A 20703-nucleotide genomic window follows, 5' to 3' on the forward strand; every position below is an offset into this window, starting at 1 on the left:
GTCCCGGTTGGAACCGTCCCGTCTCCGGGTGGTCAGAGCAACAGGCAGCCCAGCCAGCTGGAGGGCAACCAGCCCTCCAGGGAGCGCAGTTCGGGGCCCACAGCCCGGGCGGCCGCCAGGTACGAAGGGGCAGTACCAGCACCGTGAGGGACACACGAGAGAGTCGGCTGCTGCTCATCCTGCTGGTGGCCGTCGCCTTCGCGCTGATCACCGTGGACATCAAGGGCGGTGAGGACTCCCCGCTCGGCCCCGCCCGGCACGCGGCCGCCGGTGTCCTCGGCCCGGTCGAGCGCGGCGCCGCCAGCGTCGTGGACCCGGTCGCGAACACCGTCCGCGCCTTCCGCGACGCCGCCACCGACAGCGGCCGCACCGACCAGCTCGCCCGCGAGAACACCGAACTGCGGCAGAAGCTCGCCTCCTCCGACATGGCCGCCGGGCGCACCAAGCAGCTGGACGACCTGCTGCGCACCGCCGGCGCCGGCGGCTACACCGTCAAGGCCGCCCAGGTCATCGCGATCGGCCCGGCCCAGGGCTTCTCCTGGACCATCACCATCGACGCCGGCAGCGACGACGGCCTCACCCGCGACATGACGGTCATCAACGGCCAGGGCCTGGTCGGCCGGGTCACCACCGTCGCCCCGACCACCGCCACCGTGCTGCTCGCCTCCGACCCCGGCTTCTCGGCCGGCACCCGGCTGGAGGGCAGCGGCGAGATCGGCTTCGCCTCCGGCGGCGGCGACAGCCCGATGAAGGTCTCCCTGCTCAACGGCAAGGCACAGGTCAAGAACGGCGACCGGCTGGTCACCTTCGGCTCGCAGAGCGGCCGGCCCTTCGTGCCCGGCGTCCCGGTCGGCAAGGTCATCGAGGTCCAGGCCAACGCCGGCCAGCTGACCAAGACCATCCTGGTCGAGCCCTTCGTACAGTTCACCCGGCTCGACCTGGTCGGCGTGGTGGTCGTGCCGCCGCGCACCGACCCGCGCGACGCGGTGCTGCCGCCCGCCCCCACCGCGGGACAGGGCCAGGCCCCGGGCGCGCCCGCCCAGCCGCAGGGCAGCACCACCCCCGCCGCCGCACCCGCCAAGCCCAATGGGGGGAACTGAGCCATGCGCCTCGCCCGCATCCCCGTCTCCGCCGTGTTGATCCTGCTCGGCCTGATCCTCCAGGTCAGCGTCTTCGGCCGGCTCCAGCTCCCGGGAGCCACCCCGGACATACTGCTGCTCGTCGTGGTCGGCCTGGCCATGGTCTACGGGCCGACCGGCGGCTGCCTGGTCGGCTTCTCGGCCGGACTGCTGGCCGACCTCGCACCGCCCTCCGACCACGCGATCGGCCGCTACGCCCTGGTGCTCTGCCTGATGGGCTACGCCGCCGGACTGCGCTCCGACCACCGCCAGCGCTCCGTCTTCAGTGCGCTGGTGGTGGTCGGCGCCGCGGCGATCGCCTCCACCCTGCTGTACGCGATGGTCGGCGCCCTGGTCGGCGACACCGCGGCCCGGCACGTCGGCCTCGGCGGCCTGGTGATCAGCGCGCTGCTGTACGACCTGCTGCTGGCCCCCTTCGTGGTGCCGCTGGTGATGCTGCTCGGCCGCCGCTTCGGGCGCGACCCGGTGGCCGCCGCCAGCGACGACGACGAGGGCGGTCGGGGGCTGGGCACGCTGGCCCGCTACCGCACCACGCGTGAGGTCTCGGCCGGCCCGTCCTACAAGAAGCGGCGCATGCCCGGCTTCGTCCGGCGCCCGTAACGGCCCGTCCAGGCCCGTCCAGGCCCGCCGGGGCCCGTGCGGGCCCCAGACCTCCTGACCCTCCCGCATCCCTGGAGCGCACGAGACGTGAGCAACATCCCCGAGACCGGCCGTACCCGGCGGGTGACGATCCGTCTGGTGGTGCTGCAGATCCTGGTGCTGTCGCTGCTCGCCACCCTCGGCGGACGGCTGTGGTACCTGCAGATCCGCAACGCCAAGGAGTACACCGCCAAGGCGACCGGCAACCACATCCGCGAGGTGGTCGAACCGGCCGTCCGCGGCGAGATCCTGGACGCCTCCGGGCGGATCCTGGCCGGCAACGAGGCCCGGCTGGTGGTCTCCGTCAGCCGTACCTCGCTGCTCCAGCAGAAGGACGGCGGCAAGGGGGTGCTGGGCCGGCTGGCCGAGGTGCTCGGGATGCCCGCCAAGGACGTGCAGGAGAAGGTCCGGCTCTGCGACGCCAAGACCCCGCAGCCGTGCTGGAACGGTTCGCCGTACCAGCCGATCCCGGTCACCAAGGAAGCGACCACCCAGCAGGCGATGCAGATAATGGAGCGCCGCGAGGACTTCCCCGGGGTCACCGCGCAGCCCACCTCCGTGCGCCACTACACCGGCGCCGAGGGCGCCAACCTGGCCCAGGTGCTCGGCTACCTCTCGCCGGTCACCGACGACGAGGTCAGCAAGACCGCCGACAAGAGCGGCCTGGACCGCTACCTGCCGGCCGACCAGATCGGCCGGGCCGGCCTGGAGTCGGTGTACGACCGCGACCTGCGCGGCACGGCCGGCATCACCAAGCTGGAGGTGGACAACCTCGGCCGGGTGATCGGCACCGCCGGCACCGTCGCCCCGCAGACCGGCAACAACCTGGTCACCAGCATCGACGCCCGGGTGCAGAAGGTCGTCGAGGACAACCTGGCGCAGGCCATGACCGAGGCCCGGAACACCTTCGACAAGGTCACCAACCGCAACTACGAGGCCGACTCCGGCGCCGCCGTCGTGATGGACGTGCACACCGGGCGGATCATCGCGATGGCCAGCGCCCCGACCTACGACCCCAACCTGTGGGTGGGTGGCATCAGCGGCAAGGACTACCAGTCGCTGACCAGCAAGGACTCCAACTTCCCGCTGCTCAACCGGGCCATACAGGGTCAGTCCGCCCCCGGCTCGACCTTCAAGGTCGTCTCCACCACCGCCGCCGTGCAGGCCGGCTACTCGCTGGACGGCACCTACCCGTGCCCCAAGGCCATGACCATCGGCGGCCGTGAGTTCAAGAACTTCGAGAGCGAGAGCTTCGGTTCCATCTCCCTGGAGAAGGCGCTGGAGGTCTCCTGCGACACCGTGTTCTACGGCCTGGCGTACGACCAGTGGATGAAGGACGGCGGCATCAAGCCGAAGAAGGACCCGGCCGACTGGTTCTTCAAGACCGCCCACGAGTTCGGCCTCGGCTCCAAGACCGGCATCGACCTGCCCGCCGAGGTCCCCGGCCGGGTTCCGGACCGGCAGTGGAAGCAGTCCTTCTACGACAACAACAAGGACGCCTGGTGCGCCCAGGCGCAGAAGGGCGGCAACAGCTTCTCCGACCAGATCGCCCGCGAGAACTGCGTCGACGGCTACCAGATGCGCGCCGGTGACGCCGTCAACTACGCGATCGGACAGGGCGACACGCTCGTCACCCCGGTCCAGATGGCCCGCATCTACTCGGCGCTGGCCAACGGCGGCACCTTCTACCGGCCGACCATCGCCAAGGCCGTGATAAGCCCGAGCGGGGATCTCGTCCGCGAGATCGCCCCGCACGAGGACGCCAAGTTCCCCGGCGACCAGAAGCTGCTCAGCTACATCGACCAGGCCACCGCGGGCGTCATCACCAGCGGTACCGCCGCCTGGAAGTTCAACGGCTGGCCGCAGGACAAGATCGCGCTGCACGCCAAGACCGGCACCGCCGAGGTCGAGGGCAAGCAGACCACCTCCTGGCTGGACACGTACAGCAAGGACTACGCGATCGTCATGACGATCAGCCAGGGCGGCACCGGCTCTGGCGGCTCCGGCGACGCCATCCGCCGGATCTACCAGGCGCTGTACGGGGTGGACGACAAGGGCAACATCGACAACGGGAAGGCGCTGCTGCCGACGCCGCAGGGCGAGCTGCCGAAGTTCAACCCGGACGGCACCGCGATCATCAAGCCGGCCGCCTACACCGTCGACCCGGCGCAGGGCTCCGTCGCTCCGGCTCCGTCCCCGGTTCTGCTGGACGCCGCTGCGGCCCCGGCGCTCTCGGTGGCTGCTTCCGCGCAGGCGGACTCCAACCCGGCGGCGGCCTTCCTCGACCCGGCACCGCCGGCCGGCAGCGCGGCCTCGTACACAGCGGCCGACACCGCCCTCGAACCGACGAACCGCCCGGGAAGGGGACGGGCATGACCTCCTACGGCTCGTACCGGCAACTGCGGCTGACCCCCCAGCGCAGCGGGGTCTCCAAGGCCCTGGCCAAGGACTCCCCGCTCTGGCGGCTGGACTGGATACTGCTGTTGGCCGGGCTGGCCCTGTCGTCCGGCAGTTCGCTGCTGGTGTGGTCGGCCACCCGCGGGCGCGACAACCTCACCCACGGGGACCCGCAGTACTTCCTCTACCGGCACCTGACGAACTTCGTCATCGGCCTGGTGCTGTGCGCCGTGGTGATAGGGATAGGAGCCCGGCGGGTCCGCACCCTGGTGCCCTTCGTCTACGTCGGCGTGATCGTGCTGCTGCTGGCGACGCTCAGCCCGATCGGCTCGACCGTCAACGGCGCCCACTCGTGGATCCAGCTCGGCGGCGGCTTCTCCGTCCAGCCGGCCGAGTTCGCGAAGATCGCCATCCTGCTGGCGATGGCCGTCGTGCTGTCGGACCAGGTCGACGCCGGGGAACGGGAGTTCCCCTCGCACCGGGCGGTGTTCCGGGGCCTGATCTGGGCCTGCCTGCCGATGGGCCTGGTCCTGCTGATGCCGGACGCCGGGTCGGTGATGGTGATGTCCGCGATCGTGCTGGGCATCCTGCTCGGCTCCGGCGCCGCCAACCGCTGGGTGATCGGCATCCTCGCGCTCGGCGTCGGCGGCAGCATCGCGATCTGGAAGCTCGGGCTGCTGAGCCAGTACCAGATCGACCGCTTCGCCGCCTTCGCCAACCCGCAGCTCGACCCCAACGGCGTCGGCTACAACACCGCCCAGGCCCGGATCGCGATCGGCTCGGGCGGGCTGACCGGCAAGGGGCTGTTCCACGGCACCCAGACCGTCGGGCAGTTCGTGCCGGAACAGCAGACCGACTTCGTGTTCACCGTCGCCGGTGAGGAGCTCGGCTTCGTCGGGGCGCTCGCCATAATCGCGCTGGTCGGCGTGATCCTGTGGCGCGCCTGCCGGATCGCCCGCCAGGCCACCGACCTGTACGGGACGATCGTGGCGGCCGGGATAATCGCCTGGTTCTCCTTCCAGGCCTTCGAGAACATAGGGATGTGCCTGGGCATCATGCCGGTCGCGGGCATCCCGCTGCCCTTCGTCTCCTACGGCGGCTCCTCGATGTTCGCGGTCTGGATCGGCATCGGACTGCTCCAGGCGGTGCGCAGCCAACGGCCGATAGCGGCCTGATCGTTCGACGGCAGGGGCCGGTCCGGGAGCTCCCGGACCGGCCCTTCGCCTTGGCGCTACTGGTAGTTGACGGTATGTCAGGCTGGCTGCAGCAGGCAGTCGGCGGCGGTGAGGATCGCCCGGGTCTGGTGGGCCAGCTGCTCCTGGACCGGGACCCAGCGGGCGCCGAAGCGGTGGCGCAGCCGGTCCAGGCTGTCCGCGACCACGGTGCGGGCGCGCTCGCGGGTGGCCTCGGCGGCCGGGCCGCGGGCGTCGGCGAGCAGCCGCAGCAGGATCGAGGCGACCCGCAGCGGCAGCCGGGCGGCGACCAGTCCGGCGGTGGTCGCCCGGGCGGCGCTCAGCGGCCCGGGGCACCACAGTTCCAGCCACTCGGCGGCGACCCGCGGGGCCACCGCCAGGTTGAACTCGGCGGTGCGCGCCAGCGGGCCGTGGGCCTCCCGGGCCTGGGCCGGGACGCGGGCGAGCAGGGCGGTGAGCTCCTCGGCGCGGGTGGTGAGCGCGCGGGCGGCGTCGCCGAGGACCTGCGGCCCGGCCGGGTGGACGCGGGCGTCGCCGACCGCGTCCACGGCCCACATCGGGACCTCCAGGACGGCGGTCACCGCGCCGTGCCGGGCCGCGTAGGACCAGGTGGACAGCTCGGGTTCGTCCGGCAGCGCCCGGGAGGTGCCGGGGCTGCCGGGCGACGGCATCAGATAGGTGCCGGGGGCGGGGCTGGTCCAGCCGATGGCGTCGTAGGAGTCCACGTCGAGCGGGATGCCGGCCCGGTCGGCGGAACGGGCGAAGCGCTCGGCCAGGCCGCGCACCGGGCCGGTCAGCTGGACGAAGGCGCCGCCGAAGTCCACCCCGTGCAGCGAGCACTGCAGGAACGGGCGCAGCTCGTCGATCAGTCCGGTCAGCGCGAGGCTCTCCGGCATCGGCGGGCGGCCGGAGCCGGGCGCGGGCAGCAGCTCGGGCTGCTCCTCGAAGGCGGGGCGGAAGAAGTGCTCGTAGTGGCGGCGCATGGTCAGCGGGCCGTCCAGCCAGCCGGCGTTGAGCGCGGCGCCGTCCGGGTCCAGGCACAGCAGCAGGTGCCAGGACAGGCCGGGCCGGGCGGGGTGCTCCAGCAGCACCTCGGCCAGCCGGACGGCGGCGGCGGTGCCGATCGGCTCGTTCGGGTGCGGGCCGCCGACCACCAGCACGGCGCGCGGCCCGCGGTCCACCGAGAGCAGCAGCAGCGGGCGTCCGGCCCGGGAGCGGCCCACCTCGCGCAGCCGGCAGCGGTCCGGGTGGCGCAGGGCGAGTCGGCGAGCCGCGCACTCGGCCTGGGCCGGGGTGGGGTAGCGGGCCGGCCGGACGTCGAGGGTCCGCGGGGACAGGGGCCGGACCCGCCGACCGGTGTCGGTCATGGTTCTCCTTGCGACCGGTCGTACGGCCGCCGGGGCGCGCGGGCGTGCCGCGCCGCCGGACGCGGCCTGCGGGCCGGGGACGGGCTCTGCGGGGCCGGGGGGTAGGGGGCCTCGCGGGGACGGGGGAGGGGCGTGCTGGGGCGAGGGAGCCGCCGGGGGAGTCGGCGTTGGCCGAGCGTACGGCCCGACTTCCGTCTTCGGAAGGGGTGCACGGCCTTGGGCGGGGCCCAGTCAGTACCGCACGGGCCCTCCGGGCGTGTCAACGGCGGGGGCGGGTGGCGCCGGAGCGTGCGGGGGGACCGCTTCCGGCGCAGCCGGGCCGGTCCCCGGATTGGGCTACCCTTGAGGGTCACCCCTCCCGTGCCGACTCGCGGCACCGAATCACGTCGTAAGGGTTCCTAGTACATGACTGTCGAATCGGTCTTCCCACGCCTGGAGGCCCTCCTCCCGCACGTCCAGAAGCCGATCCAGTACGTCGGCGGCGAGCTCAACTCGACCGTCAAGGACTGGGACGCCTGCGACGTCCGCTGGGCGCTGATGTACCCCGACGCCTACGAGGTCGGCCTGCCCAACCAGGGCGTCATGATCCTCTACGAGGTGCTGAACGAGCGCGAGGGCGTGCTGGCCGAGCGCACCTACAGCGTCTGGCCGGACCTCGAGGCGCTGATGCGCGAGCACCGCGTCCCGCAGTTCACCGTGGACGCCCACCGCCCGGTGAAGGCCTTCGACGTGTTCGGGCTGTCGTTCTCCACCGAGCTCGGCTACACCAACATGCTGACCGCGCTCGACCTGGCCGGCATCCCGCTGGAGGCCAAGGACCGCACCGACGAGGACCCGATCGTCCTCGCCGGCGGCCACGCGGCCTTCAACCCCGAGCCGATCGCGGACTTCCTGGACTGCGCGGTGATCGGCGACGGCGAGCAGGCCGTCCTCGACATCACTGAGATCATCCGCGCCTGGAAGGCCGAGGGCCGCCCGGGCGGTCGCGACGAGCTGCTGCTGCGCCTGGCCCGTACCGGCGGGGTGTACGTGCCCAAGTTCTACGACGTGGAGTACCTGGCCGACGGCCGGATCGGCCGCGTCGTGCCGAACGCCCCGGGCGTGCCGTGGCGGGTGTCCAAGCACACCGTGATGGACCTCGACGAGTGGCCGTACCCGAAGCAGCCGCTCGTCCCGCTGGCGGAGACGGTGCACGAGCGGATGTCCGTGGAGATCTTCCGCGGCTGCACCCGCGGCTGCCGCTTCTGCCAGGCCGGCATGATCACGCGCCCCGTGCGGGAGCGAAGCATCACCGGCATCGGCGAGATGGTCGAGCGCGGGCTGAAGGCGACCGGCTTCGAGGAGGTCGGCCTGCTGTCGCTGTCCAGCGCCGACCACACCGAGATCGGCGACATCGCCAAGGGCCTGGCCGACCGCTACACCGAGGACAAGATCGGTCTGTCGCTGCCGTCGACCCGCGTCGACGCCTTCAACATCGACCTCGCCAACGAGCTGTCCCGCAACGGGCGCCGCTCGGGCCTCACCTTCGCCCCCGAGGGCGGCAGCGAACGCATGCGCAAGGTGATCAACAAGATGGTGTCGGAGGAGGACCTGATCCGCACCGTCGCCACCGCCTACGGCAACGGCTGGCGCCAGGTGAAGCTGTACTTCATGTGCGGCCTGCCCACCGAGACCGACGAGGACGTGCTCCAGATCGGCGAGATGGCGAAGAACGTCATCCAGAAGGGCCGCGAGGTCACCGGCCAGAACGACATCCGCTGCACCGTCTCCATCGGCGGGTTCGTGCCCAAGCCGCACACCCCGTTCCAGTGGGCCCCGCAGCTGTCCGCCGAGGCCACCGACGCCCGCCTGGCCAAGCTGCGCGACTCGATCCGCGGTGACCGCAAGTACGGCAAGAACATCGGCTACCGCTACCACGACGGCAAGCCGGGCATCGTCGAGGGCCTGCTCTCCCGCGGTGACCGCCGGGTCGGCGCCGTCATCCGCGCGGTCTACGAGGACGGCGGCCGCTTCGACGGCTGGCGCGAGTACTTCTCGTACGACCGCTGGATGGCCAGCGCCGAGAAGGGCCTGGCCGGCACCGGCGTCGACGTCGACTGGTACACCACCCGCGAGCGCTCCTACGAGGAGGTGCTGCCCTGGGACCACCTGGACAGCGGCCTCGACAAGGACTGGCTGTGGGAGGACTGGCAGGACGCCCTGGAGGAGGTCGAGGTCGACGACTGCCGCTGGACGCCGTGCTTCGACTGCGGTGTGTGTCCCCAGATGGGGACATGGGTACAAACGGGCCCGACCGGTAAGAAGCTGCTTCCGCTGACGGTCGTCAACGGCACTGACCAGCAGAAATAGCTGACGCATGGGTGACACGATGGGCGACCTGTGTGACTTAATTCACAGCCTCCCTGAGGGTGAACGGGAGCTCGTCCTGGGCGCGCTCGGCATGAGCCGCGCCCCGGGCGGGTCCGCCCCCGTCCCCGAGCAGACCCCGCAAGGGGGCCAGAGGACCCCTCTGCCCGCCGCCCGGAGTGTCCCGGGCATCGAGTCCTCGATCGAGTGGATCTGACCCCTTCAAGCCACGCAGAGAGCCCTTCCCAACCTTTGCCGGGGAGGGCTCCTGCGTTTGTTTGCGAGGTCCTACCGCCTGGTGGACGTGCTGATCGAGCTTCGTCCGATCAGTGCGGCGAGGACATTGAGAGCCTCCTTCTGGCGTTGGGCCCTCCGCTGTCGGCGACGGGTGAAACGAGGACCAGGAGGACTACAAGGAGCGCCACGCGGTGGAGTGCGGGATCAGCCGGCTGAAACGGCACCACGGTGGCCGCGAGATACGACAAGCTGGCCATGCGCTACGAGGCGACAGCGCTGGTCACAGCCATCAACGAGTGGCTCGACATTTACAACGCCCCCGGCGCGCACCGAAGGTGTGCTGAATCGCTGACCAGCACTGTCGCAACGGACCCTAGGGTGCGGGGGCAGGACATGGGCCTGTCCCCGACCTTAGCTGTAGACCGGGTTTCAGGAGCTTCACCGAATCCGTTGGACTGCTGGTTAATCCTCTACGGGTTACCCCGTCTTCAGGATCCATCCCATGTCAGCGAGCGTCTGGGAAATCGGGACGTACCACATCCCGTTGTAGCACACTGGCGTTCGAGTTCCAGCGTCAGAGGAAACTCGACCGTTGCAGTTAGTCTTTTTGTCAAGCGAGGTAATGGTTCCGCGGGCCCGGAGCTTGCTTCCGTCTTGCACGACGACAGGCCCGCCACTGTCCCCGTTAATAGAAGCGATGTCGTTCGGGTCCGTCTGAACGACCTGGTCCGTGAATTTACGCCAGACGCCATTAGGGCCTTGAATCTGCCTGTCGACCTGAAGGACGCGAAGGCCGCAGTGCGCCCCCGAGTTTGCGGCGGACTGGCAGACGAGGTCGCCTACGTTGTTGCCACTGTAACCAGACACCTCAACGTAATCAGCATCATTGGGGTCATTCCACGGGCCACCGTAGACGCCTGAGCCCGACGCCTGCTCGTTGAGCGGGGCGATGCCGATCGTGTCGTCCGTGTCAAGTCCGTCCCCCTCACTGGCGTAGCCCATGTATTTGTCGCTATACCAGGTCCTGTACGAGCCTGACCCGCAGTGCCAGGCGGTAGTGACAAGGTTCTTGCTCCCGATCGAGGGATTGTAGACCCCGAAACCCGTGGAACAAATCGTGCCGCCCGGGGTCTTTACGCCAGCGCCGCCGAGCCACGGCTCGTAGTCTGCACCTCGCGTCAGGTCCTCGACCATTGCTTGGGGGTGGGCGTGGACTTCCACGCCGGCGATGGCAGATGCGATCGCTTCCACCTGCGGTGTCAGCTCTTCGGCGGAGAGCGCGGGACGGAACGTCCGCGTCTGTGGCGCTCGCTCGTCGTCCGTCTCGTAGCCGAGGTCGAGGCCGCTGCCGTCGAGCGACGGCCCGATGCTGTTGATGTGGCTCGGGCTTTTCGCCGCGAGCGGGATCGGCTTCCCGTTCAACAGCAGCTTCTCACGGGCTACATGGAGTTCCGCCTTTGAGTACTTGGCCGGCACGACCTTCACGTTCACGCCTTGCGGAAGATCTTGGAGCGCGCCGCGAACCGCCTCCGGAAGCTCCCCCTTCCAGTGTAGGGTTGCGCGGTTGGCCCCCGGGTCTACCTCGACTTCAGAGAATCCTGGGATCCGATCCCGGTTCTGTTCGTCCAGCCCTCCGGTGATGCGGTCGACGACCTTATCGAGAGCCTCCTGCTTCTTCATGAGCTCGGCGACCTCGGGTTTGGCGGCCTTCAGCACCGTAGCCGCATTGGTCCCACCGGCCGACGGCTTCTTCTTGGGGACGTGGCTGGGCTGCGCCGGCGCGGCAGTGGGTGCGTCAGCCCCGGATATAGCGATAGCCGGAGCAACTGCGGAAACCGATGCCAGCAGGGCAGTAGCAAAGATTATCCACGTTCGACCGGAGTTCTTTTTTCGAGCCATTCAATTCCCCCCCTAATGGGATGCAATTAGCCTTTGCGGGCGTTGCGGCCCACACTTTACCGCCACGCAAATGCTCAGCGCACGACAGATAAAGGCGCCATAGCCCCTCTAATGGCATTTTTCGGGCGCGATCGCCAAGACTTTGCCATTCCTTGACCGTTAAATCGGGTGTTGTGGGTGATGTGCCCAATACGCACTGGTTTGGCACCCGCTTGACTTCGCACACACCGGACGCAAGCATGGCCATGACCGCCGGGGAGGGCCCGTGACGCAAAATACCGTCCGTCAGATGTCGAAGCGCGGACGGCGGAATCGCTTGACCGCCGTGGCTGCCGTAGCTGTTCTCGGTGGCGGGCTCGCGATCAACGCGTGGATCAACCGGGGCCCTGAAACGAAGGTCTACGAAGGCCCAGTGGCTGGCTACCCGCTGCTGGTCAGCTCGGACGGCCAGACCCTGACACTCAACATCGGCTGGGGCTGCGAGAAGCAACCCCAGCTCGTGGCCCGCGAGTCCGCTGGCGCGGTCAAGATCTCCCTGCGGCACACGGTCCCCCCGGGGTTCTGTGACCCTGGCGGCATCGGACAGATCACTACCCACCTGAACAAACCGCTCGGGACCCGGGCACTGAACGACGCCACCGGAAAGCCCGCCATCCACTTCGACGAGCGCAACCTCCTCCGGCCCGCGTTCCTGCCGGAGAACTACTACCCCTACCCCGCGGGCGAGATGGTGCACTTGCCCGGCCTGGCCTCCGTTCCGACCGACATCCCCGCCTGGGTCATCGGGTACACGCTGGGCACGGAGCCTGACGTACACGGACACCTGATCATCAGCCAGACCCTCGGGAACAGCACGCCACCGGACGGCCGGGCCGCAACGGTCAAGGGTCACCCCGCGACCATCACGCACCCGGACTCCAACGGCGATCCCCGTTCGCTGACGTGGTCGGACGGGACCTACACGTTCGTCATCACCACCGGCGCCCCTCCACGGCTCTCGGATGAGGAACTTATCCACGTCGCCGAGAGCCTCAGGTAACTACCAACGCCACGACGACGTCTGGTGGGGCTGTTCACCCCACCAGCGCCGCGTCTGCGCCTGCACTGGTCAGATCGCTGGCTTCCTGCCCACCGGCAGCAACGGCTCCATCCGCTTTCACTGGCCGCTCGTCAGATCACCATGTCCCACAGACTGTGATCATCCAGAAACTTGATCCACTTCTGAAACAGGCCCTAGAGTCCCCGACCGGCGCTTATGCAGAGGCGGCCGACATCGTTCCTCTGGGGGCTCCGCATCGTGGCCCAGACATCGTCGGCGATGCCCTCTGCCTTTGCGCGAACCATCATGTGCTCTTCGATTTCGGCATGCTGATGATCAACGACGATCTGACCGTGGTGAAGCGATCTGACAGTTCTGTGGTCGGTCGACTTCGGGAGGCAGTGGGGCATGAAGTCGACCGGAGACGCCTCAGGGAGCACCGTGTGATGCACGGGCATGGGTCGGACGGTGATCTGTGCTGAAGTGACAGATCTTGGAACAGCCCTCTCAGCTTCCGTCGAGGATGGCGTTTGTGCTGTTATGGGAATTTGCCCGCTTTTGGGTGATGGCGACCGTTGTCAGCTACCCCCTATAAGTGACAGGTGCGCGGCGGCCGACTTGGACAAGCTCTCCAGAATGACCTGACCCTTCTCGGCCGTCCCGAGTGACGGGCGGCCGATGATGCCGTTCCGGGTGTAACCGGCCATGCCAAGGGTGAGGAGGTGGGGGCGTTCCGGGGCGTCGTGGTCGTCGCCTTCGACGCCGCCGCGGACGAGATGGGGAGTGCCGTGGAGGAGGAGCGACACCTCCAGTTCGCCGCCGTGCATGTCCTCGGCGCCTGAGCTCTCCAGAGCGGCGGCTTCGCGGGCCCGGTGCCAGTCTTCCCGGACCGGGAAGAGGGCGACGCGCGGGCCGTCGGTGTTGGCCTCCTGGACGACGTTCGAGAGGACGTAGTTTCCGCCGTGCCCGTTCACGATCAACAGGCCGGGGACGCCCGACGCCTGGAGCGACTTCCACGTGTCGTTGATCACGGCGTAGAGCGTGGCGGCGCTGATGCTGACGGTGCCCGGCATGTGGGCGTGCTCGTGCGAGCAGGACAGGGTGATGGGTGGCAGGAGGAACAGGTCGTAGTCGGTGGCGATTCGCTGGGCGATCAGACTGGCGACGACGGTGTCGGTGGTCAGGGGCAGGTGATCGCCGTGCTGCTCGAAGCTGCCGACCGGCAGTACGGCGACCTTGGCGCCGCGCCGGCGTTCGTCTGCGGAAGTGGCGGCCGTGATCAGTGCGTCCATGGGCCCAGCCTCTCTCATCAGGTCGTCAGCGGTCGAGAGGGTCCATTGAGTTGCTGTGAGGTGGACCCAAGGGCTGCTTGGTGCCGCCTAAAGCCAAACACGACCACCCGCGCTGGCAGCAGCCGCTCGTGGGTGTCGACGAACACGCAGGCGTCAACTTCGAGGACCACGCCGCGGCAGTCCCCGAACTCAGTGAACGCCATGCAGGAGGTGTCCACGTCGCCCGTCGTATCTCGCGACACTTGAGTATTCGTACTCTGGTGCGATCATCTGACTCCTGGTTCGATCGACTCCGAACGGAGCAATCGATCCCATGCGTACTGGATGTGACGAGTGAGCGGTAAGAGCGACGACGCGGTGAAGGTGGATACCAACGGCCTGTCGAAGGTCGGAAAGCAGTGCCATGACATCGCGGAGCAGATGCCGGCCGAACTGGCCCGGGTGCACAAGCCCTCAGACGAGGCTGCGACCGGTCTGAGCGGCTGGCTCTCCGGCGCCGCGATCACGGCGTGCACGGAGGCGTGGGAGAAGGGGCAGCGCCAACTCGCCAAGGACATCGGCGACAACGGCAACAACATGATCACCGCGGCGGACAACTATGACGGCGTGGATGACGCCGTACACAAGAGCCTGGTCTACGGGGGCCGGTAGATGGATCTGTACCAGCTGGAAAACGCGCAGCCCTCGCGTCTGGCCGCTCTCGCCAACGCCTACGACTCCCTCGGGAAGGCCAACCACGCCCATTTCGAGGCGGTGAAGGAGACTTCCCGCTGGGTCGGCACCAACTGGTCGGGGACCGCCGGGAAGGCCGCGAGCAGCAAGCTGAAGCAGACGAACAACGCGCTGGACGGCTCGTACGTGGCGATGCAGGCGACGAGCGCGCTGCTGCGCCATGCCGCCGAGGCGTTCGAGCTCGCGCAGTCCAAGCTCACCGAAGCGCTGGCGGAGGCTCGGAAGGCGGAGTTCACGGTCGGCGCCGACGGGTCGGTCACGTATCCCAAGCCGAGTAAGGCGGAGCAGAACGACCCCGATTACGACGCCCCGAAGAGGGCCAGTGCCCTGGCCGAGCGGATCAGCAAGGCGATAGCCGAGGCGGACGCGGTCGATCAGAAGGTCGCGCTACGCCTCAACGCCATCGCGCAGTTGGCGACCTTCGACGGGCTCAACCCCGAGGCCGCGCAGATCCAGCTCGACGCCGTCAACTCTCTTGACGAGGGGCTGAGGAGCCTCGGGTGGCCAGGCAAGGACGCCACCGCAGCCGAGGTCAACGCCTGGTGGAAGGGGCTGACCCCAGACGAGCAGCAGAAGATGTTGACCCTGCACCCCGACCTGCTCGGCGGTCGTAACGGCATCCCCGCCGAGGTGCGGGACAAGGCCAACCGGGCGCAGCTGGACGGGATGATCAAGTACCTGGAGGAGAAGCCGCACCGGTCGGGCTACGACGACAGCAAGCTGGAGGGCCTCAAGGCGCTCCGGGACAAGCTCGCCGCCAACGGCGCCCATCTCAACGACACCGACCCCAGGACCAAGCAGCCTCCGATGTTCCTTCTCGGGGTCGGCATGGAGTCCCACGGTCGGGCGATCGTCTCCTACGGCAATCCGGACACTGCGGACAACGTATCGGCGTATGTGCCGGGCCTTAACACCAGGCTCGACGGGCACTTCGTCAACAACGACGTCCAGCGTGCGCGCAACATCTACGACGCGGCCACCCAGAACGACCCGACGAAGAAGAACGCATCCATCGTCTGGCTCGACTATGACGCGCCCCAGATCAACATCGACGGCAACGACCCCACCAATGACCTCAAGGTCACGGGCACGGATAATGCGAAGGCGGGCGGCAAGACGTACAGCGCGTTCATGCAGAGCCTGCGTGCCACGCACGAGGGCGCGGTACCCGCCCATGTCACGACGGTGGCGCACAGCTATGGCTCCCTGACCGCCGGCGAGGCGTCCAAGCAGCCAGGCGGCCTGTACTCCGATGACGTGGTGATCATCGGCAGCCCGGGGATGGATGTCGGCAAGGCCTCCGACCTCGGTGTCCAGGACGGGCACGTTTTCGCGGCCGCGGCCAAGAACGACAAGGTGGCACAGCTCCCCGACGGCACCACCGACCCCAATACCCTTTGGTTCGGTACAGACCCAGCCAGTGCTGCCTTCGGAGCGAAGCGGTTCGGCGCTCCGGACGGGCCTGACAAGGGCTGGTGGGGCGCCGTCTGGGGTGACATCCCGGCGCACTCCAACTACTTCGACGCTCGCGAGGAGGAGGCCTACAACCCAGACGGGACTAAGACCTCGGTGGTCGTCCGCCACCCCGACGGGACCATCGAACCGAACGAATCCCTGCAGGCCATCGCCCAGGTTGTGAGCGGTCACGGCAACCGAGTCGTGACGGTACCGCCCCGATGAGCAGGGAAGGCGGCGTGCGCCGCAGTTGCTTGCGAGTGCTGGGTGTGAGCGTGCTGCTGTTGACGGCGTTCATCGGCTGGATCGCTTACGGCTGGTGGGACGTACGTCAGCCCGCAAACATGCCGATGCGCGAAGGGGTGCTGAAACTCGACGGAATGCTGGAGGCGACCACCGCTGGCGTCGAACCGCCTGTCCGGATGGCCTACGGCCCGATAGTCGGCAAACAGTACGACACCGGGCTCAACGACGACGTCGACAAGCACCACATCAGCGAGACCGGCCAGATCGTGACCCGGATCTCGCCGTCCAAGGCCGTCGAGTTGTCGGACAAGATCGAGGCCCGATGGAAGCAACTCGGTTACCGGACAACTCGTTCCACGCAGGCAGCACCTCCTGTCAAGGCCACGACAATCGATGGTAGCGAGATTCAGCTGGACATCTCGTCCGACGGACGAGCAACCGTCCGCATCAGCTTGGGCCCATACGTCCATCTCTCCCCGTTCACCCGCCCAAGCGGAGCCCCCACCGAATCGCCAGCCGAAGCGCCGACGATGGCCGAAGACCCGTACTGGTCCCACTGAACCGGTGTCGGCGGCGCCTGACTTCAGCCGCCGCCGACACCGCGAACTGCCTAGGCGGAGAACTTGGCCATGGTGGTCACCACCAGCACCGGCCGCACCCGCGTCGACCAAGAGGTGCTCCGATGGGCCTTCAGCCGCCTCGGCCCAACAGGCTGACCAGCAGGCCGGCACTGCCTGCTGGATGCGCTGGAGAGCGCCACGGCGGGTATCGAACCACCGGTCCGGATGGCCTACGGGTTGATCCACTCCAAGCAGTACGACACCGGGCTCAACGACGAGGTGGACAAATACCACATCAGCGAGACCGGCCAGATTGTGACCCGGATCTCGCCAGCCAGAGCCGTCGAGTTGTCGAACCGGGTTGAGGCCCGCTGGAAGCAGCTTGGCTACTCGACGACGCGTCCCGCGGGGTCGGCGTCGACCGTCAAGGCCACGACCGGGGACGGCAGTGAGCTGGAGCTGGACATCTCGGCAGACGGACGGGCGACCGTCCAGGTCGACCTGGGTCAGTACTTCCGAAACTCGCCCTTCACCCGTCCGAGTGGGGCCCCTGACGGATCGATCACCGAAGCGGTGACACTGACCGAGGACCCGTACTGGTCGCGCTGATCCGTCAGGAGGTCCGGTTCGGTCCCGTCCGGTGGATCATGTGACCTTCATTTGGTCGGATCGTTGTTCTGGTCGTGGGGTGGGGCGATGCGATTTGACGAATGACGAGTGGGGGCGGCTGGAGCCGGCATCTGCCTAACTGATCGTTTCAGAATGAGTTGAGCACTGGGCCGGGTGCGCGGCGATCTTGCTCGGCCAGGGTGTTCGAGTGGCTGTCGATCTTGTTCGGGAGGATCTGTGGGAGCGTGTGGCTTCGTGCCGCCTGCTCCCGGATGTAGGCATTGCTACCCGGGCCGGTTGCGTGTGTCGGATCGAGCGGCGCTCGCGGGCATCGGGTACGTGCTGCGAACTGCTGTGGCCTGGCGGGTTGACCCCTGAGGTCGTGGGCTGCTCGGGCGTGACGGCGTGGCGCCGGCTGTGGGACTGGACCGCAGCCGGCGTCTGGCCTCGCCTGCACCCCACGCTGCTGGCCGAACTTCGCCGGGCAGGCCTTCTGGGCCTGACGACTGCGCCGCCGACGGCTCGTACATCCGGGCCCTCGAAGGGGGGACCCGGTCAAAGTTCGTTGGGATATCAACGATCTTGCCCTGGCAGAGGATCCATCCGGGCTCTGAGCCGTCCCGGAGATAGGAGAATTCCTTCAGGTCAGCCGCTTTATGGTGTGCCATTGATATTCCAGCTCCTCGCGCGGAGGGTTCATGAAGGCTCGGCCACTCAGCGCTGCATCAGGGCTAAACGGCCTGTAAATGTGGCTACTTGGGGTACAGCTCTCCAGCACTGAAGGGCGTTGCCTGCTGCGGACAGTTCGGACATGGCTCGGGCGGACTCGGTGTCGATGGCGATCGACAGTGCCCGGTCGGCTGCGGCGGCGGCCTGCTCCGGTTCGCCGGACACCGCGTAGGCGCGCGCCAGCCGTGAGAGGTACACGCCCTGGTCGTTACGGTAGATCGGCGGCAGGATTTGAAGCTCGGCCTCGAACATGTCGACGGCCGTTCGTGGATCGCCGAGTTCGATCAGACAGTTCGCGCGCTGCATCTCGATGTAGGTCGGTGTGCAGTACGCGAGATCAAGCGCGTCGTCTGCGTGCGAGTCATCCGGTTCGGCGGCGAGTTCGTGGGCCTCATCGAACTTGGCTTGTGCGAAGCGAGGGTTACCCATGAGCGCGTGGCCCTGGGCCTCCTGCTGGGCAGCTAGCGCGCGGATGCGCAGTGTGGCGCCGGCCGACCGTTGAGCGGCGCGGGCAAGGCTGACGGCCTTCTGCGCGTTGCGTTGAGCGGTGGCCTGGTTGCTCTTGCGGAAGAGTACGTAGGCGGCCATGACGTCATCCGCGGCCTCCTGCGCCCACTCCATGGCACGGTCCGACCAGTACAGGGCCTGGTCGAAGTCTCCGAGATCCTGGTTCAACCAGCCCAGGAACTCCGCCGTGCGGGCACCGATGGTGAGGAGCTCGTCTCGTGCGCGGCCGTCGACGTTCTCCTGGAGGCGGTCGAGCAACTGGACGTGTCGTGTCACCGCGTCGAGCGCGTGGCGAGAACCGAGCAGGTTGGCAGCCTTGTAGTGGTTGGGCATGACGCCGCGCAGATGGCTGACGAAGAGCTCGGGGTCGATCGGTGCGCTGAGGCTCTGCCCGCCGGCGGACGGCTCGGGTGCTCGGTGCCGGAGCTGTGGGGCTGGTGCTTCCTGCTCCCATTCCCGGGAGGCCAACCCGAGCATGCGCCCGGGGATATGCAGCCCGTCTGCGATTCGCTCGATGAGATCGATCTTCTCGATCTTGGGCTTTCCCGCCATGACCTCGCCGACTCGGCTTGGTGTCATGTCGCACGCCCGAGCGATGAGCGACGGGTAGATCCCAGCCAGCTTGAGCAGCCTGAACACGGTGGCGAAGTCTCGTTTTCGGCAGGCGGTGATCATCTCGGGGTTGGAAAGCAGGCTCGGCGGGAGCCGGTCCGGAACGCGTGCCTCGGTCACCACTGCCCCCGCTGTTGATCCGGCAGTCACTGCAAGGAAGTTGATTACCTGTGAGTTTACCCACAGTGGGTAATCAGCTTGGGTACGAAGTCCGCATTCCCTCTCGGCAACCTGGTGTCAAGGGCCGGAACGTCCAGGTTCGGCCTCCCCTTTGGGCACCGGGAGGGTGGTGCACTTGATCAGCTTGGAAGAGCCCATGGGCGTTGCTGAGTCGCCTGAGTCGGACAGCGCGATAGTCGCGTTCGAGGCGATGCTCACCCGCCACCGCAAGTCCGCCGGAGTGGCCCGGCTTCACCTTCGTGACTTCCTTGCAGGTGTGCCCGGCGGGGAGGCCCTCGTGGGTGACGCTCAGGCCGTGCTCGGCGAGTTGGTGACCAACGCGGTGACGCACGCCCGGGTGCCGAAGGGGCGGCGAATCGGTATCCGCTTCGAGATGGTGCTCGATCACCTCCGCCTGGAGGTGCACGACGCGAGCAGCGAGAAGCCCGCGATCCGGCGGTCCATGGGTATGGAGGCCGAGTCGGGGCGGGGGTTGTTCCTGGTGGAGGCCCTGTCCGTGGAGTGGGGCTTCATGCCTCGTCCGGAAGGTATCGGGAAGATCGTTTGGGCGCTGGTGGGCCCGGAAGGTGGTGCGACGTGAGGAAGCGGGCGTCCGGGGCGGCGGAGACCCGGTGCTTCTACTGCGGGGCGGGGCTGCTGAAGGCCGAGACCCGGTACATCGTCGTCAACGGTCGGACGGTCGGTGTCCACAGTCGGCACCCGCGCCGCGTGGGGGAGGTGCCGGCGTGAAGGCTGTTCCCGTGGCTGCGAGCGTCGGCGCTCGTCGGCGAGGTGGTCCGGTTCGGCTGGCCCTCGGTGCGGGTGCGGGTGGAACTGGAAGTCGTGGAACGAAAGCTGAGCGGTCCGGCGGTCAAGCACCGAGCGCGGAGGAAGGGAAGGTCATGACGGACACCTTGCACACAGACATGGCGAACGCGCCGTACCCGTTCCCGGTGATCGTGGAAGTGCGAGGCGTGGCAGCGCCCGCGCGGTTCAGCAGGTTGCCGGACGCGATGGCCGCGCTCCTGAAGACGTTGAACGCGTTGTCGCTCAGCCCGGACCAGCAGGGTTACTTCGCGGAGGTGTTCGGGCCTTCGGAGGTGCAGTCGATCGGTCACCGGCTCGCGACGCACGGGGAGGTGCGGGCCCTGGCCTTCCTCGACCTGACCCCGACTGTGGTCCGCTTGTACTCCGCAGGCCCCGGGGAGCAGCGGTGATTCGGCAGCTGCGGGCCTGGTGGTACCGGGCCTGGACCTGGTGGCTGCTGGACGGCCAGTTCTCCTGGACGGTGCGGGCTGTCTCGCCGGGGCGCCGAGCCGCACACCACGACGTGATGGCGTGGTGCGACGAACCCGGTTTCGCCGACGACCAGCGATCGCTGCTGATGCGGCGCATCTGGCGGGAGGAGACCGGAGTTGATGACCCGCTGATCGGCCTGAGCGAGGCGGAGCTGTTCCGGCGGATCTTTGGCTGCGAGGAGTCGACGCGGGACCGCATCTGACCTGATCAGGGACAACTGAAGACGTGCCGGACCACCCCGTGACCT

General features: G+C 68.2%; 19 protein-coding genes. 15 read left to right on the forward strand and 4 right to left on the reverse strand.

What is annotated here, in order from left to right:
• Nucleotides 1-143 precede the first annotated feature (143 nt).
• The 4 genes from mreC (at nt 144) to rodA (ending at nt 5350) form a co-directional block, all read left to right on the forward strand.
• Nucleotides 144-1100, forward strand: coding sequence for a rod shape-determining protein MreC (mreC, locus tag ACWCYO_RS31915; RefSeq protein WP_270146978.1), 957 nt, complete (start codon nt 144-146; stop codon nt 1098-1100).
• A 3-nt stretch (nt 1101-1103) separates the two neighbouring features.
• Complete coding sequence (gene mreD / locus ACWCYO_RS31920; RefSeq protein ID WP_270146980.1) at nt 1104-1739, forward strand: rod shape-determining protein MreD; 636 nt, start codon at nt 1104-1106, stop codon at nt 1737-1739.
• A gap of 87 nt (nt 1740-1826) precedes the next feature.
• A complete protein-coding gene (gene mrdA, locus ACWCYO_RS31925; protein WP_270146981.1) occupies nt 1827-4154 on the forward strand; it encodes a penicillin-binding protein 2 in 2328 nt (775 codons plus the stop codon).
• Nucleotides 4151-5350, forward strand: a complete 1200-nt coding sequence (gene rodA / locus ACWCYO_RS31930; RefSeq protein ID WP_270146982.1) for a rod shape-determining protein RodA — start codon at nt 4151-4153, stop codon at nt 5348-5350. Before mrdA ends, rodA begins: the two co-directional genes overlap by 4 nt.
• Nucleotides 5351-5427: 77 nt before the next feature.
• On the opposite strand, the gene ACWCYO_RS31935 is transcribed toward rodA, so the two are convergent.
• Complete coding sequence (locus tag ACWCYO_RS31935) at nt 5428-6735, reverse strand: M14 family zinc carboxypeptidase (RefSeq protein WP_270146983.1); 1308 nt, start codon at nt 6733-6735, stop codon at nt 5428-5430.
• A 405-nt stretch (nt 6736-7140) separates the two neighbouring features.
• Here ACWCYO_RS31935 and ACWCYO_RS31940 point away from each other — a divergent pair, with 405 nt between their 5' ends.
• Complete coding sequence (locus ACWCYO_RS31940) at nt 7141-9084, forward strand: TIGR03960 family B12-binding radical SAM protein (RefSeq protein WP_449786152.1); 1944 nt, start codon at nt 7141-7143, stop codon at nt 9082-9084.
• A 711-nt stretch (nt 9085-9795) separates the two neighbouring features.
• Here ACWCYO_RS31940 and ACWCYO_RS31945 read toward each other — a convergent pair.
• The gene (locus ACWCYO_RS31945; protein WP_449786153.1) at nt 9796-11034 is read right to left on the reverse strand and encodes a trypsin-like serine protease; all 1239 of its coding nucleotides are present in this window, start codon (nt 11032-11034) and stop codon (nt 9796-9798) included.
• Between the two features lie 472 nt (nt 11035-11506).
• Between ACWCYO_RS31945 and ACWCYO_RS31950 the strand changes: the two genes are divergently transcribed.
• Both ACWCYO_RS31950 and ACWCYO_RS31955 read left to right on the forward strand, forming a co-directional pair.
• Complete coding sequence (locus ACWCYO_RS31950; RefSeq protein ID WP_449786154.1) at nt 11507-12256, forward strand: hypothetical protein; 750 nt, start codon at nt 11507-11509, stop codon at nt 12254-12256.
• Between the two features lie 155 nt (nt 12257-12411).
• Entirely contained in the window at nt 12412-12738 is a 327-nt protein-coding gene (locus tag ACWCYO_RS31955) for an HNH endonuclease (RefSeq protein ID WP_449786155.1), read from the forward strand.
• A gap of 96 nt (nt 12739-12834) precedes the next feature.
• Here the strand turns inward: ACWCYO_RS31955 and ACWCYO_RS31960 are convergent, their stop codons facing one another.
• Nucleotides 12835-13548, reverse strand: a complete 714-nt coding sequence (locus ACWCYO_RS31960) for a creatininase family protein (RefSeq protein ID WP_449786156.1) — start codon at nt 13546-13548, stop codon at nt 12835-12837.
• Between the two features lie 333 nt (nt 13549-13881).
• On the opposite strand from ACWCYO_RS31960, the gene ACWCYO_RS31965 reads away from it, so the two are divergent.
• From ACWCYO_RS31965 to ACWCYO_RS31980, 4 genes are all read left to right on the forward strand, one after another.
• Entirely contained in the window at nt 13882-14199 is a 318-nt protein-coding gene (locus ACWCYO_RS31965; protein ID WP_449786157.1) for a hypothetical protein, read from the forward strand.
• Complete coding sequence (locus tag ACWCYO_RS31970) at nt 14200-15960, forward strand: alpha/beta hydrolase (RefSeq protein ID WP_449786158.1); 1761 nt, start codon at nt 14200-14202, stop codon at nt 15958-15960.
• A 44-nt stretch (nt 15961-16004) separates the two neighbouring features.
• Complete coding sequence (locus ACWCYO_RS31975; RefSeq protein WP_449786159.1) at nt 16005-16541, forward strand: hypothetical protein; 537 nt, start codon at nt 16005-16007, stop codon at nt 16539-16541.
• Nucleotides 16542-16766: 225 nt separating this feature from the next.
• Nucleotides 16767-17150, forward strand: a complete 384-nt coding sequence (locus ACWCYO_RS31980) for a hypothetical protein (protein ID WP_449786160.1) — start codon at nt 16767-16769, stop codon at nt 17148-17150.
• A 714-nt stretch (nt 17151-17864) separates the two neighbouring features.
• Here the strand turns inward: ACWCYO_RS31980 and ACWCYO_RS31985 are convergent.
• Nucleotides 17865-19118, reverse strand: coding sequence for a tetratricopeptide repeat protein (locus tag ACWCYO_RS31985; RefSeq protein ID WP_449786161.1), 1254 nt, complete (start codon nt 19116-19118; stop codon nt 17865-17867).
• A gap of 175 nt (nt 19119-19293) precedes the next feature.
• Here ACWCYO_RS31985 and ACWCYO_RS31990 point away from each other — a divergent pair, with 175 nt between their 5' ends.
• The 4 genes from ACWCYO_RS31990 (at nt 19294) to ACWCYO_RS32005 (ending at nt 20658) form a co-directional block, all read left to right on the forward strand.
• Nucleotides 19294-19758 (forward strand): ATP-binding protein, encoded by a 465-nt coding sequence (locus ACWCYO_RS31990; protein WP_449786162.1) that lies wholly within the window; start codon nt 19294-19296, stop codon nt 19756-19758.
• Entirely contained in the window at nt 19755-19907 is a 153-nt protein-coding gene (locus tag ACWCYO_RS31995; RefSeq protein WP_449786163.1) for a hypothetical protein, read from the forward strand. The genes ACWCYO_RS31990 and ACWCYO_RS31995 overlap by 4 nt, the downstream gene beginning before the upstream one ends.
• Nucleotides 19908-20059: 152 nt before the next feature.
• Nucleotides 20060-20374, forward strand: coding sequence for a hypothetical protein (locus ACWCYO_RS32000; protein WP_449786164.1), 315 nt, complete (start codon nt 20060-20062; stop codon nt 20372-20374).
• On the forward strand, nt 20371-20658 hold the full coding sequence (locus ACWCYO_RS32005) for a hypothetical protein (protein WP_449786165.1): 288 nt from the start codon (nt 20371-20373) through the stop codon (nt 20656-20658). Before ACWCYO_RS32000 ends, ACWCYO_RS32005 begins: the two co-directional genes overlap by 4 nt.
• Nucleotides 20659-20703: the final 45 nt, after the last annotated feature.

Source organism: Kitasatospora sp. NPDC001683, assembly GCF_053596495.1.

Excerpts from the sequence above, each read along its gene's own strand:
- mreD (WP_270146980.1), top strand. The coding sequence starts at position 1,104 with ATGCGCCTCGCCCGCATCCCCGTCTCCGCCGTGTTGATCCTGCTCGGC.
- rodA (WP_270146982.1), top strand. The coding sequence starts at position 4,151 with ATGACCTCCTACGGCTCGTACCGGCAACTGCGGCTGACCCCCCAGCGC.
- ACWCYO_RS31935 (WP_270146983.1), bottom strand. The coding sequence starts at position 6,735 with ATGACCGACACCGGTCGGCGGGTCCGGCCCCTGTCCCCGCGGACCCTC.
- ACWCYO_RS31940 (WP_449786152.1), top strand. The coding sequence starts at position 7,141 with ATGACTGTCGAATCGGTCTTCCCACGCCTGGAGGCCCTCCTCCCGCAC.
- ACWCYO_RS31950 (WP_449786154.1), top strand. The coding sequence starts at position 11,507 with ATGTCGAAGCGCGGACGGCGGAATCGCTTGACCGCCGTGGCTGCCGTA.
- ACWCYO_RS31960 (WP_449786156.1), bottom strand. The coding sequence starts at position 13,548 with ATGGACGCACTGATCACGGCCGCCACTTCCGCAGACGAACGCCGGCGC.
- ACWCYO_RS31970 (WP_449786158.1), top strand. The coding sequence starts at position 14,200 with ATGGATCTGTACCAGCTGGAAAACGCGCAGCCCTCGCGTCTGGCCGCT.
- ACWCYO_RS31980 (WP_449786160.1), top strand. The coding sequence starts at position 16,767 with ATGGCCTACGGGTTGATCCACTCCAAGCAGTACGACACCGGGCTCAAC.
- ACWCYO_RS32000 (WP_449786164.1), top strand. The coding sequence starts at position 20,060 with ATGACGGACACCTTGCACACAGACATGGCGAACGCGCCGTACCCGTTC.